General features: G+C 44.6%; 15 protein-coding genes. 14 read left to right on the top strand and 1 reads right to left on the bottom strand.

The features are described from left to right. Positions 1 to 38: 38 nt before the first annotated feature. The gene (gene rluC / locus AACU59_RS17595; protein WP_094144440.1) at positions 39 to 986 is read left to right on the top strand and encodes a 23S rRNA pseudouridine(955/2504/2580) synthase RluC; all 948 of its coding nucleotides are present in this window, start codon (positions 39 to 41) and stop codon (positions 984 to 986) included. A 106-nt stretch (positions 987 to 1092) separates the two neighbouring features. Here the strand turns inward: rluC and AACU59_RS17590 are convergent, their stop codons facing one another. Next, the gene (locus AACU59_RS17590) at positions 1093 to 1677 is read right to left on the bottom strand and encodes a Maf family protein (RefSeq protein WP_094144438.1); all 585 of its coding nucleotides are present in this window, start codon (positions 1675 to 1677) and stop codon (positions 1093 to 1095) included. Positions 1678 to 1823: 146 nt separating this feature from the next. Between AACU59_RS17590 and yceD the strand changes: the two genes are divergently transcribed. From yceD to AACU59_RS17525, 13 genes are all read left to right on the top strand, one after another. Continuing rightward, a complete protein-coding gene (gene yceD, locus AACU59_RS17585; RefSeq protein WP_010319120.1) occupies positions 1824 to 2348 on the top strand; it encodes a 23S rRNA accumulation protein YceD in 525 nt (174 codons plus the stop codon). Between the two features lie 33 nt (positions 2349 to 2381). Beyond that, positions 2382 to 2552: a 50S ribosomal protein L32 gene (rpmF, locus tag AACU59_RS17580; RefSeq protein ID WP_010319119.1), complete on the top strand. Its 171-nt coding sequence runs from the start codon at positions 2382 to 2384 to the stop codon at positions 2550 to 2552. A gap of 9 nt (positions 2553 to 2561) precedes the next feature. Then, complete coding sequence (plsX, locus tag AACU59_RS17575; RefSeq protein WP_017042562.1) at positions 2562 to 3587, top strand: phosphate acyltransferase PlsX; 1026 nt, start codon at positions 2562 to 2564, stop codon at positions 3585 to 3587. Positions 3588 to 3592: 5 nt separating this feature from the next. After that, positions 3593 to 4543 (top strand): beta-ketoacyl-ACP synthase III, encoded by a 951-nt coding sequence (locus AACU59_RS17570; protein WP_010319117.1) that lies wholly within the window; start codon positions 3593 to 3595, stop codon positions 4541 to 4543. A 63-nt stretch (positions 4544 to 4606) separates the two neighbouring features. Beyond that, positions 4607 to 5530 (top strand): ACP S-malonyltransferase, encoded by a 924-nt coding sequence (gene fabD / locus AACU59_RS17565; RefSeq protein ID WP_094144437.1) that lies wholly within the window; start codon positions 4607 to 4609, stop codon positions 5528 to 5530. A 19-nt stretch (positions 5531 to 5549) separates the two neighbouring features. Next, positions 5550 to 6284, top strand: a complete 735-nt coding sequence (fabG, locus tag AACU59_RS17560) for a 3-oxoacyl-ACP reductase FabG (RefSeq protein WP_161437586.1) — start codon at positions 5550 to 5552, stop codon at positions 6282 to 6284. Between the two features lie 234 nt (positions 6285 to 6518). Next, on the top strand, positions 6519 to 6752 hold the full coding sequence (gene acpP, locus AACU59_RS17555) for an acyl carrier protein (protein ID WP_014204679.1): 234 nt from the start codon (positions 6519 to 6521) through the stop codon (positions 6750 to 6752). Between the two features lie 90 nt (positions 6753 to 6842). Further along, positions 6843 to 8087, top strand: coding sequence for a beta-ketoacyl-ACP synthase II (gene fabF / locus AACU59_RS17550; protein WP_026028275.1), 1245 nt, complete (start codon positions 6843 to 6845; stop codon positions 8085 to 8087). Positions 8088 to 8164: 77 nt separating this feature from the next. After that, entirely contained in the window at positions 8165 to 8962 is a 798-nt protein-coding gene (gene pabC, locus AACU59_RS17545; RefSeq protein WP_094144435.1) for an aminodeoxychorismate lyase, read from the top strand. After that, on the top strand, positions 8959 to 9975 hold the full coding sequence (mltG, locus tag AACU59_RS17540) for an endolytic transglycosylase MltG (protein WP_017049103.1): 1017 nt from the start codon (positions 8959 to 8961) through the stop codon (positions 9973 to 9975). Before pabC ends, mltG begins: the two co-directional genes overlap by 4 nt. Continuing rightward, on the top strand, positions 9972 to 10616 hold the full coding sequence (gene tmk / locus AACU59_RS17535) for a dTMP kinase (RefSeq protein WP_017045261.1): 645 nt from the start codon (positions 9972 to 9974) through the stop codon (positions 10614 to 10616). The genes mltG and tmk overlap by 4 nt, the downstream gene beginning before the upstream one ends. A 9-nt stretch (positions 10617 to 10625) precedes the next feature. Then, a complete protein-coding gene (gene holB / locus AACU59_RS17530) occupies positions 10626 to 11612 on the top strand; it encodes a DNA polymerase III subunit delta' (RefSeq protein WP_094144434.1) in 987 nt (328 codons plus the stop codon). After that, positions 11603 to 12388, top strand: a complete 786-nt coding sequence (locus AACU59_RS17525) for a TatD family hydrolase (RefSeq protein WP_094144433.1) — start codon at positions 11603 to 11605, stop codon at positions 12386 to 12388. The genes holB and AACU59_RS17525 overlap by 10 nt, the downstream gene beginning before the upstream one ends. Positions 12389 to 12483: the final 95 nt, after the last annotated feature.

Raw genomic sequence — 12483 nt, 5'->3', positions numbered from 1 at the left:
TGTGAATTTAAACAATTTACAGTGGTACAATGGCGCCCATGAGTGAAATTAGAACCCAAGTCCAGCTCATCGATATCGATGAAGATATGGCTGGTCAACGCATTGACAATTTTTTGCGTAACCAATTAAAAAACGTTCCCAAAAGTATGGTTTACCGAATCCTGCGCAAAGGAGAGGTTCGTGTAAATAAAAAACGCATCAAAGCAGAATATAAGTTATCGGCTGGTGATGTGGTGAGAATACCACCAGTGACTCTCGAACAGTCGGATCAAGAGATCAACACACCCAATACCAAATTGAGTAAAGTCGCCGAGCTAGAACACTGCATTATTTTTGAGGATGAGCACTTACTTATTCTGAATAAACCTTCCGGTACGGCTGTTCATGGTGGGAGTGGTTTGAAATTTGGCGCAATTGAAGCGCTGCGGGCATTGCGCCCAGAAGCTCGCTTTTTGGAATTGGTGCACCGTATCGATCGCGATACGTCGGGCATTTTATTAGTGGCTAAAAAACGCTCCGCGCTGCGCCATCTCCAAGCCCAGTTTAGAGAAAAAACGATTCAAAAATATTACTTTGCTTTAGTTATGGGGCAATGGAAAAGCAGCTGTAAAGTCGTGAATGCGCCACTATTGAAAAATGAAGTGAACAGCATTGTGCGAGTCAATCCAAACGGTAAAGCATCGGAAACGCGCTTTAAGATCCTTGAACAGTTTGCACAAGCAACTTTGGTGCAAGCCAGTCCGATCACTGGCCGTACTCATCAGATCCGCGTTCATACTCAGTATACAGGGCACCCGATTGCGTGGGATGATCGTTATGGTGACCGCCGTTTTGACGCATATGCCGCACAGTTTGGCATTGACCGATTATTCTTACACGCGGCGAATATTCGTTTTGTTCACCCTTCGACAGAGGCGTTAATGGACATTAATGCACCACTCGATACTCAACTAGAGCAAGCATTAGTCAAATTGAGAAACGCTTAAGGCCAGCTTTCATTCGCTAACGAGTAGCAACATAGTAGAAACATAAAGTAATGGTCGAAGTCATGGTATAAAAGTGAGCGCGGATCAAGGCGCTCACTGTTAATCATTATCCTAAAACGGTAATGCCTTGAGACTCAAGCATTGAGACTAGCTTAATTAATGGTAGTCCAATCAAACTGTTAGGGTCGTCACCTTCTAAACGTTCAAAAAGTGCAATGCCTAGGCCCTCACACATAAAGCTGCCTGCGCACTGTAGTGGCTGTTCTTTTGCCACGTAAGCCGTCACCATCTCGCTAGATAAAGAGCGAAAATGAACCGTGAAGGGTTCTACGGTGACCATGCATTGACCAGAGACTGAGTTGTAAACCGCAAGCCCAGTATAAAAAGTGATGGCTTTTCCACTTTGTCTGAGTAGCTGCTTAATGGCTTGTTCTTGTGTATGAGGTTTGCCAATAATCTCACCGTCAATCACGCAAACTTGATCAGAACCGATGACTAAACTGGGTTGGTTTGGATGGCAAGATCTTGCTTTCGTTTCCGCTAAACGAGTCACCAGATCTTGTGCGGGCTCACCAGGTAACGGAGTTTCGTCGCAATTAGGCGAGCAGGTAACAAAAGGTAAATCCAGCTTTTTAAGTAATTGCTGCCGAAACGGCGAAGTAGATGCTAAAACTAGTTGGTAATTTTGCATTTTGATTTAGAATTGCTGCGAATTTTACCGCAGCATATATCAATCAGACATGCTGTACATAATTCTCTCAGTGGAAAGGGGAAAAAACGAACTTTTTTGCCTTTTTCTTTGACTAAAACCGATTTGGAAGATAATATTCGCGCCCTATGCAAAAGGTAAAAATACCGCGATCGATTGATCCGGCTAAAGCAGCTCAAAAACGACTTGATTGTGATGGTATCATCCAACTCAGTCTTTTTAAGCGTTTAGAAGAATCAGTCGCAGGCGTTAAACGCGACGCACAAGTCTCATTGTCATTTGGGCTTGATGAACAGCGACTAGTTGTTATCTCTGGTAAAGCTAACATCTCTGTCGATTTAGAGTGTCAACGCTGTAACAAGGTTTTCGCACATGAGTGCGAAGTCCAATTCAAGTATACTCCTTACTTGGGGAGTAAAACGGATGAAGACGCACCGGAAGAGTACGATTTGGTAGATCCGAATGAGTACGGTGAGATCGACCTTGTACAATTAGTTGAAGACGAGTTCATCATTAATCTGCCACAAGTAGCAATGCACGATAGAGCGGAATGTAGCGTTAATTCAGACAATTTAGTATTTGGTGAACTTCCAGAAGAACTAGCGGAAGAAAAGCCGAATCCATTTGATGTTTTAAAAAACTTAAAACGATAATTCGTTATAGGTTAAGACAAAGGAGTAGGGTCAATGGCCGTACAAAAGAGCAAAAAATCACGCGCACGTCGTGGCATGCGTCGTTCACATGATGCGCTAACTACATCTGCACTATCTGTAGATGCGACTTCAGGTGAAACTCACCTACGTCACAACATGACTGCTGACGGTTATTACCGTGGCAAAAAGGTTATCAGCAAGTAAGGTTGACCTTTGCAATATTTAACCGTTGCACTTGATGCAATGGGCGGGGATTTCGGTCCTCGCGTAACAGTGCCTGCCGCCGTGCAGGCACTGTCGCATTTCCCAGAGCTCAAAGTGATCCTCGTTGGTGATCAAGTTTTGATCACACATCAATTATCTCAATTAGGTTATGAACTTAATACTCGCTTGAGTATTTTGCACAGTGACCGCGTTATTTCTAACTCCGAAAAACCTTCTCTGGCCTTACGCAATAGTGCTGGAAGTTCAATGGGCATCGCAATTGACCTAGTTTCTGATAGCCGTGCTGATGCTTGTGTCAGTGGTGGTAATACAGGTGCGCTCATGGCGTTATCTCGTTTTCGTCTGAAATTGCTGCCCGGCATTGATCGTCCTGCATTAGTTTCGGCGTTGCCGACTGCTTCAGGTCAACGCACTTGGATGCTGGATTTGGGGGCGAACGTATCAAGTGATGCAGATTCTCTGTTTCAATTTGCTGTCATGGGGAGTGCGCTGGCCGAACAGCATTTAGGCCGTTCTGCAAAAGTTGCCATCCTTAATATTGGTGCGGAAGAGATTAAAGGGAATGATTTAGTGAAGCGTTGCGCTGAAATGCTGAATCAAACTCAGGCCGTCAACTATATCGGCTATATCGAAGGTAATCAGTTGTTGGATGATGTCGCTGATGTGATTGTTTGCGATGGTTTCGTCGGCAATGTTTGCCTGAAAGCATGTGAAGGCACAGCACAACTCTTTATTGATAAGTTAAAAAGCCAACTTTTGGGCTCATCCATAAAGGGTTGGATTGCACGAAAACTGTTTTCTTCATTATTTACTGAACTAAAAACATTGAACCCCGACCAGTATAACGGCGCAAGTTTGTTAGGATTGCGCGGCATTGTCATAAAAAGTCATGGAAGTGCTGATGTACTCGCCGTCGTGAATGCGATTTCCGAAGCGGTACACGAGGTCAAACGACAAGTCCCCAGCCGTATAAGCGATCGTTTGGAAGCGGTTTTACTCGAGAGGCATTATTAGTCTTCATGTATAGCAAAATTTTAGGTACTGGCAGCTACTTGCCATCTCAGGTGCGTACCAACGCAGATTTAGAGAAAATGGTAGAGACAAGCGATGAGTGGATTATTGCCCGTACTGGTATTCGTGAGCGCCGTATTTGCGCGGAGAATGAAACCGTTGCGGATATGGCTTTCTATGCAGCGCAAAATGCCATTCAAATGGCCGGCATTGATAAAAACGATATTGATCTGATTATTGTTGCCACAACCAGCAGTAGCCATGCATTTCCTTCGGCGGCATGTCAGGTACAAGGCAAGCTTGGCATCAAAGGATGTCCTGCTTTTGATTTAGCGGCGGCCTGTTCGGGTTTTGTCTATGGATTATCGATTGCAGATCAACACATTAAATCGGGTATGTGTAAAAACATTCTTGTCATTGGTGCTGATGCCTTGTCTAAAACTTGCGATCCAACGGACCGTTCGACGATCATTTTATTTGGTGATGGCGCAGGCGCTGTCATTATTGGCGCAAGTGAAGAGCCGGGCATTTTGTCGACTCATATCTATTCTGATGGTGAGTTTGGCGAGCTCTTGAGTTTACCTGTTCCAGAGCGTGGTGGTGATGCTGATAAATGGCTCTATATGGCGGGTAATGAAGTCTTTAAAGTGGCAGTGACGCAACTCTCTAAGCTTGTTAAAGATACGCTTGCTGCCAATAACATGCACAAATCAGAATTAGATTGGTTAGTGCCTCATCAAGCTAACTATCGCATTATTTCCGCGACCGCGAAAAAACTATCGATGTCACTTGACCAAGTCGTAATAACGCTTGATCGCCATGGTAATACGTCTGCTGCTACCGTCCCAACCGCGCTCGATGAAGCCGTACGAGATGGTCGAATTCAACGTGGTCAAACGTTATTGCTTGAAGCCTTCGGTGGTGGTTTTACTTGGGGCTCGGCACTCGTTAAGTTTTAAGCGGATAGATTTTTATTTTAAGGGGTTGGTTCAACCTCTTGTTTTTACTTAAGGAAACAAACAATGAGCAAGTTTGCTATCGTATTTCCAGGTCAAGGCTCGCAATCAGTTGGTATGCTTGCGGAACTTGGTCAGCAGTATGATGTCATTCAACAGACATTTGCCGAAGCTTCTGAAGTGCTGGGTTATGATTTATGGGCATTGGTACAAAATGGCCCAGTAGAAGATCTTAACCAAACCTCTCGTACTCAACCGGCATTACTCGCTTCTTCTGTTGCCCTTTGGCGGTTATGGCAAAGCCTAGGTTTAGAGCAGCCAGCCTTGCTTGCAGGCCATAGCTTGGGTGAGTATTCCGCACTGGTGTGTGCTGGTGTAGTTGACTTTAAGCCAGCCATCAAATTAGTAGAGCTGCGCGGTCAGTTAATGCAAGAAGCCGTTCCGGCAGGCGTAGGCGCGATGTCGGCTATTATCGGTCTTGATGATGAGCTGATAGCAAAAGCGTGTGAAGAAGCAGCTCAAGGTGAAGTGGTTTCACCGGTTAACTTTAACTCGCCAGGGCAAGTTGTCATCGCAGGCAATAAAGATGCAGTTGAACGTGCGGGTCAGTTATGTAAAGAGGCCGGAGCAAAGCGCGCGCTGCCATTGCCAGTTTCTGTTCCTTCTCACTGTGCTTTAATGAAGCCAGCAGCAGACAAGTTAGCGGTTGCATTACAATCGATTGAATTTAATGCACCACAAATTCCGGTCATCAACAATGTGGATGTAATAGCAGAAATTGATCCGGCCAAAATTAAAGATGCGTTAGTTCGTCAACTATACAGCCCTGTTCGTTGGACGGAATGTGTACAGTTGATGAGTGAGCAAGGCATAGAAAAGCTGCTTGAAGTTGGCCCAGGCAAAGTTTTGACAGGCCTGACTAAGCGCATTATTAAATCGCTTGAATCAGCAGCAGTGAATGACATTGCTTCACTTGATGCCGTTAAGTAATCAAAGGAAAGAATAGATGATGAACCTAGAAGGCAAAATTGCTCTCGTGACTGGCGCAAGCCGTGGTATTGGCCGAGCGATCGCTGAATTATTAGTTGAACGCGGTGCAACAGTGATCGGCACGGCGACTAGCGAAAGCGGTGCAGCGGCAATCAGTGAATATCTTGGTAATAATGGTAAAGGCCTAGCGCTGAACGTGACGGATGTGGAATCTATCACAACGACGCTGAAAATCATCAATGACGAGTTTGGTGTGATCGATATTCTTGTGAATAATGCCGGGATTACTCGTGATAATCTATTAATGCGCATGAAAGATGATGAATGGTCAGATATTATTGATACCAATTTAACGTCTATCTTCCGCTTATCGAAAGCGGTGCTACGTGGCATGATGAAAAAGCGCAATGGTCGCATCATCAATGTGGGCTCTGTGGTCGGTACTATGGGTAACGCTGGTCAAACCAACTACGCAGCGGCAAAAGCGGGCGTAATTGGCTTTACTAAGTCGATGGCTCGTGAAGTTGCATCTCGTGGTGTGACGGTTAACACAGTTGCGCCAGGTTTTATCGAAACAGATATGACAAAAGCGCTGAATGATGACCAACGTACTGCTACACTAGCCCAAGTGCCAGCTGGCCGCTTAGGTGATCCACGCGAAATTGCGTCGGCAGTGGTATTTTTAGCTTCTCCAGAGGCTGCCTACATTACGGGTGAAACTTTGCACGTAAATGGCGGGATGTACATGGTATAAGTTGGTTTTTGAACGTTATTGATGAAATAAAGGCTTTGCTATTGTCAACAACGTGTAAAACTTGCTAACTATATGCGCAACATTTGTGCATGATTTAAGTCAAAAATGGTCTTAATTTCGGTTAAAATCGGTAAAATTGTGGTTTGACCAGCAATGACCCACTTGCAACTTTCCCTAGTTAGAATAAACTATGGAACCATCGCATTAGGCGAAATCTGTAAAGGAAAAGAAAACATGAGCAACATCGAAGAACGCGTAAAGAAAATCATTGTTGAACAGCTAGGTGTAGACGAAGCAGAAGTAAAGAATGAAGCTTCTTTCGTAGAAGATCTAGGTGCTGATTCTCTAGATACAGTTGAGCTAGTAATGGCTCTAGAAGAAGAATTCGATACTGAAATTCCAGATGAAGAAGCTGAGAAGATCACTACTGTTCAAGCTGCAATCGACTACGTAAACAGCGCTCAGTAATATCTCTCCCCAGGCGGCCCTCTGGCCGCCTGAGTTTTTCTAACTCTTCTATACCTCTCATAGAACTTTTCAACTCCGGAGAATATGATCGTGTCCAAGCGTCGTGTCGTTGTCACTGGCATGGGTATGTTGTCACCGGTAGGCAACACTGTAGAATCTTCTTGGAAAGCCCTGCTAGCTGGTCAAAGCGGTATCGTTAATATCGAACATTTTGATACCACCAATTTTTCAACTCGTTTTGCAGGTCTAGTCAAAGACTTTAACTGCGAAGAGTATATGTCTAAAAAAGATGCCCGTAAGATGGATCTCTTTATCCAGTACGGTATTGCGGCGGGTATCCAAGCACTTAATGATTCTGGTATCACAGTAACTCCAGAAAATGCCCCAAGAATCGGTGTTGCTATCGGCTCTGGTATTGGTGGTCTTGACTTGATTGAAACTGGCCATCATGCCTTGGTAGAAAAAGGCCCACGTAAAGTGAGCCCGTTCTTTGTACCCTCAACGATTGTCAACATGGTTTCAGGCAACTTGTCTATCATGCGTGGTCTTCGTGGTCCAAATATCGCTATTTCTACCGCATGCACAACAGGTTTACATAACATTGGCCATGCGGCACGTATGATTGCATACGGTGATGCCGATGCGATGGTGGCGGGTGGTGCAGAAAAAGCATCGACACCACTTGGCATGGCGGGTTTTGGCGCAGCAAAAGCATTGTCTACGCGTAATGATGAACCGCAAAAAGCGTCTCGTCCTTGGGACAAGGGCCGTGATGGCTTTGTTCTAGGCGATGGTGCGGGCGTTATGGTTCTTGAAGAATATGAACATGCTAAAGCACGCGGTGCGAAGATTTACGCTGAGTTAGTTGGCTTTGGTATGTCTGGTGATGCTTATCACATGACTTCACCAAGCGAAGACGGTTCAGGTGGTGCGTTAGCGATGGAAGCCGCGATGCGTGATGCGGGCGTAACAGGTACTCAAATCGGTTACGTCAACGCGCATGGTACTTCGACTCCAGCTGGTGATGTTGCGGAAATTAAAGGTGTTAAGCGCGCTTTAGGTGAAGAAGGTTCGAAACAAGTTCTTGTCTCTTCTACTAAATCGATGACTGGTCATTTGCTAGGTGCGGCTGGTTCTGTTGAAGCCATTATCACCGTTATGTCATTAGTTGACCAAATTGTTCCACCAACCATTAACCTTGATGATCCAGAAGAAGGTTTAGGCATTGATCTTGTTCCACACACTGCCCGCAAAGTGGAAGGTATGGAATATGCAATCTGTAACTCTTTTGGTTTTGGTGGTACGAACGGCTCGTTGATTTTCAAAAAAATCTAATGATTGTGGTTGTGACACTTGAGTTTGAACGGCTTGATGCTTAGCATTGAGCCGTTTCTTTTTGTGGGGTAAGCACGATGTTTTGGGTAAATGGACAACCTAGTGACACTCTATCTCTTACTGATCGCTCTTTTCAGTATGGGGATGGTTGCTTCACAACGATTCTCGTTTGCGCTGGTGAGCTTCAATATTGGGATATGCACGTTGAACGCATGGAATCTTGTTTGCGGTGTTTAGCTATTCCTGCCCCTGATTGGCGGCAAGTTGAACATTGGCTCTCAACGATCGTTCCTAGTACCGCAAAATCCGGTGTGAAAATTCATATTAGCCGCGGACAAGGTGGTCGGGGTTATAGCCCTGCTAACGTTGGCGATTCTCAAGTCACTATCAGTACCTTTGAGTATCCAGCCCATTATGGTCAGTGGATAGCCGATGGTATCGAGCTTGGTGTATGCCAACAGCGGATGGGACTCTCGCCATTATTGGCGGGTCACAAACATAACAATCGACTAGAACAAGTTTTATTGAAGTCAGAGATGGATGCAAAAGGGTACGCTGACGGCATCGCGCTAGACATCAATGAGCATGTCATAGAAACTACGGTTGCAAATATTTTTTGGGTGTCAGGGGATAGGTTATGTACGCCAAGCTTAGACAATGCTGGCGTAGCTGGGGTTATTCGCCGTGTATTATTGGCGGCGGCTACCGATCTCAAGGTTGAGGTGAGAGCATTCTCATTAGAAGAGTTATTGTCGGCAGATGAAGTGTTTATTACTAACTCCTTATTAGGCGTTGCGCCTGTCACGGCAATTGCAAATACGATTTTCCCTATTGGTAACATAACACGCTATTTTCAGGAGCGTTTTAACTCGTGATTAATCGAATCCTCGTTGTATTACTACTGATCATTATCGCCGTTGGAGCTGGATATTTCTACATTGAGCGACAGGTAGATGCTTATTTAGAACAGCCTCTATCGCTTCCTTCATCGCAAGTCGTGACCATAAAATCTGGTACAAGCCTTAATGGCGTATTAACGCTATTGAATGAGAAAAAATGGATAACGGATTTTTCGATGTACAAGTTAGTGCGACGTCTGCATCCTGAAATAACCAAAATTAAGGCGGGAACTTACCAAGTACAACCCGGAGATCGATTGATCGATCTCTTAAGTGACGTGATATCCGGTAAAGAGCATCAGTTCTCTATTACCTTTGTCGAAGGGAGCCGCTTTAATGAGTGGCGAGCTCTGCTTGCACAAACCGAAGGCGTGACAAACACGATAGCTGATTTGGCAGAAGCCGACATTGCCCAAAAATTAGGCATTGAGCAGCAAAAGCTTGAAGGATTGTTTCTAGCGGAGACTTATCATTTCCCTTTTGGAACGACCGATCTTGAGATCCTAAAAAGGGCCAATAGACGTCTTGAGAAAATACTCGATCAACATTGGGCCAATCGCCAGCCAAATCTGCCAATTAAAACGCCTTATGAAGCGTTGATTTTGGCGTCAATTATTGAAAAGGAAACGGCTATTGCTTCAGAGCGAGGGCGCATTGCCTCCGTTTTTGTCAATCGACTCAATAAACGGATGCGGCTGCAGACAGATCCTACGGTCATTTACGGGCTTGGCGATGCCTACGATGGCAATCTTCGTAAAAAAGACTTAAGAACACCGACGCCATTTAATACTTATACTATTTTTGGTTTACCTCCTACGCCTATTGCGATGGCGGGGGAAGCCTCAATCAAAGCGGCATTAAACCCAGAGCAGAGTAATTATTTGTATTTTGTTGCCAGTGGCTCTGGTGGACACGTTTTTTCTAAAACATTGAATGAACATAATCGCGCTGTTCGCGCTTATTTAAAACAGTTAAGAACCCAGTCATGAATGCTAAATTTATTGTTGTAGAAGGTTTAGAAGGCGCAGGAAAAAGCACTGCTATTCAATCCATTAGAGAAACACTTATTGAGTTCGGCGTGACAAATATCACTCATACTCGTGAGCCGGGCGGGACTGTTTTAGCAGAAAAAATGCGCGCCTTAGTCAAAGAAGAGCATGAAGGTGAAGTGCTTCAGGATATGACTGAGCTGTTATTAATGTACGCCGCTCGTGTTCAATTGGTTGAAAATGTGATTAAGCCTGCACTTGCGGCTGGTTCGTGGGTGGTTGGTGATCGCCATGATATGTCCTCTCAAGCCTACCAAGGTGGTGGGAGGCAAATTCCGCTAGAAACGATGCAAAACCTTAAAAAGGTAACGCTAGGTGATTTTAAGCCAGATTTTACTCTCTATTTGGACCTAGATCCGAGCATCGGTTTAGAAAGAGCCAGAGGTCGAGGTGAGCTTGATCGTATCGAAAAAATGGATATTGGTTTTTTTGAGCGCACGCGTGAACGTTACCTTGCCCTAGCTAAGGAAGATAAAAGCGTGGCTGTGATTAATGCTGAACAAACAATAGAAGCGGTGGCATTCTCTATCAAAGCAGCGTTAACCCAGTTTCTAGAAACCAATATGCTAGAGAGAAACTAGGGCTAAACATTGAGTAACAAATTAATGATAAATGATCTGTATCCTTGGTTAGCAGGCTATTGGCTTCAGTGGCAAACCAGCCTCAATAACCAGCAGTTCCCTGCGGCGAGCTTACTCGTTTCTCCCTCAGGACTGGGCGCTGAACGGCTTATTGAGAAGTTGAGTGCAGCAGTGATGTGTTCGTATAGCCATTCAGAAGCGTGTGGGTTTTGTCATAGCTGCGAATTGATGAAGTCTGGTAGTCACCCTGATTTTCATCTGATCTCGCCTGAAAAAGAGGGGAAGGCGATTACCGTTGATCAAATTAGGCAATGCAATAAGTTGGCTCAAGAATCGGCGCAGCTTTCTGGTGCTCGCTTTATCGTTATTAATCCCGCCGATGCCATGAATGAATCAGCAGCGAATGCACTGCTCAAAACGTTAGAAGCTCCGGGGCGCAATTGTTTTTTCTTACTTGTCGCCTCTCGTATCAACCCATTACTCCCAACCATTATCAGTCGCTGTCAAAAAACGGTGCTTACACCACCGAGCAGTGAACAAGTCTCGCATTGGTTAAGTGAACAGACATTGCAACCTGTCCCTCCTTATGCGGCGCATTTAAATGGTTATTCACCACTAAATACGTTGGCGTTTATTCAATCGGGAGAGTTAGCAAAATATCAGGCTTTTGAGCAAAATATTGCTCATTGCTTAACCGATGCCTGTGCCGATATTTCCGCTTGTGTGAAGCAGATTAATGAGGCGCCTACCCAATATTTGGCTTGGCTGTGGACCATGTTGACCGATACGCAAAAGGTACAATTTGGCGTGGTTGAACAGCAGCAGCTTCCTATTAGCCTTCGATTAGCAAAACAGATCAGCTACCCAGTACTTTATCGCCAAACCAAGGCATTAACTCGTTTAATGGAAGAACTAAAGACGTTTAGTGGGCTCAATAGCGAGCTACTGATCAGCGATTGGCTATTTAACTTTAATGATGAGAAAACATGTTTGTAGATTCGCACTGCCACTTAGATAAACTTGATTACGATACGCTCCATATCGATGTTGCTGATGTAGTAGAAAAAGCTCGTCAAGCCAATGTTAAGCAATTGCTTTCTGTTGGCGTAACGCTGGATTCTTTTGAACCAATGTTAGAGCTTATTCAGCCCTTTGATAATGTTCATGCTTCTTGTGGTGTTCATCCACTTGACGTTGAAAGTCATTTTGAATTGACCCGCTTCCATCAATACGCGAGTCATCCCAAAGTGGTGGCGATTGGCGAAACGGGGCTAGATTATCACTATCAGCCGGAAACGGCTGAGTTACAGAAGTTACGGTTTTCACAGCACATTGAAACCGCCGTTGTCCTTAACAAACCTTTGATCATTCATACACGGAATGCCCGGGCCGATACTCTTGAAATGCTCCGTGATGGTGGGGCAGAAAGGTGCGGTGGTGTTATCCATTGTTTTACTGAAGATCTTGCCTTTGCACAAGCCGCTATGGAGCTTGGCTTTTATATTTCTATCTCAGGAATTGTCACGTTTAGACAAGCGACAGAATTGAAAGAAGTTGTGAAGGCGCTGCCCTTGGAACGCTTGCTGATTGAAACTGATTCCCCTTATCTTGCGCCGGTTCCACACCGTGGTCAGCAAAATCAGCCGGCCTACGTTGTTGAGGTTGCTGCTTATATCGCACAGCTAAAAAATCTGTCATTAAAAGAAATTGAAGAAAAAACGACCGAAAATTACCAAAATCTTTTTTTGCGACGGAAAGTTGAATTGTCGTGAGAAATGCGTGTAAGACGGCGTTTTTTATCAAGTTAGCGTGATAATTAACAACTTATTACCTTGTTTACTTAATCTGTTGAAAAAATAAGCTTGAA

This window comes from Vibrio sp. V23_P3S9T160 (assembly GCF_963886625.1).
Classification (GTDB): Bacteria; Pseudomonadota; Gammaproteobacteria; order Enterobacterales; family Vibrionaceae; genus Vibrio; species Vibrio anguillarum.
The sequence above is the reverse complement of the archived record's forward strand: the minus strand, read 5'-3'. Positions and strand labels throughout refer to the sequence as shown.

What these genes read in the sequence shown, in the direction of transcription:
- fabD (WP_094144437.1), top strand. Translation starts at nt 4,607, where the DNA reads ATGAGCAAGTTTGCTATCGTATTTCCAGGTCAAGGCTCGCAATCAGTT.
- AACU59_RS17570 (WP_010319117.1), top strand. Translation starts at nt 3,593, where the DNA reads ATGTATAGCAAAATTTTAGGTACTGGCAGCTACTTGCCATCTCAGGTG.
- rpmF (WP_010319119.1), top strand. Translation starts at nt 2,382, where the DNA reads ATGGCCGTACAAAAGAGCAAAAAATCACGCGCACGTCGTGGCATGCGT.
- pabC (WP_094144435.1), top strand. Translation starts at nt 8,165, where the DNA reads ATGTTTTGGGTAAATGGACAACCTAGTGACACTCTATCTCTTACTGAT.
- rluC (WP_094144440.1), top strand. Translation starts at nt 39, where the DNA reads ATGAGTGAAATTAGAACCCAAGTCCAGCTCATCGATATCGATGAAGAT.
- tmk (WP_017045261.1), top strand. Translation starts at nt 9,972, where the DNA reads ATGAATGCTAAATTTATTGTTGTAGAAGGTTTAGAAGGCGCAGGAAAA.
- fabG (WP_161437586.1), top strand. Translation starts at nt 5,550, where the DNA reads ATGAACCTAGAAGGCAAAATTGCTCTCGTGACTGGCGCAAGCCGTGGT.
- AACU59_RS17590 (WP_094144438.1), bottom strand. Translation starts at nt 1,677, where the DNA reads ATGCAAAATTACCAACTAGTTTTAGCATCTACTTCGCCGTTTCGGCAG.
- acpP (WP_014204679.1), top strand. Translation starts at nt 6,519, where the DNA reads ATGAGCAACATCGAAGAACGCGTAAAGAAAATCATTGTTGAACAGCTA.
- yceD (WP_010319120.1), top strand. Translation starts at nt 1,824, where the DNA reads ATGCAAAAGGTAAAAATACCGCGATCGATTGATCCGGCTAAAGCAGCT.
- AACU59_RS17525 (WP_094144433.1), top strand. Translation starts at nt 11,603, where the DNA reads ATGTTTGTAGATTCGCACTGCCACTTAGATAAACTTGATTACGATACG.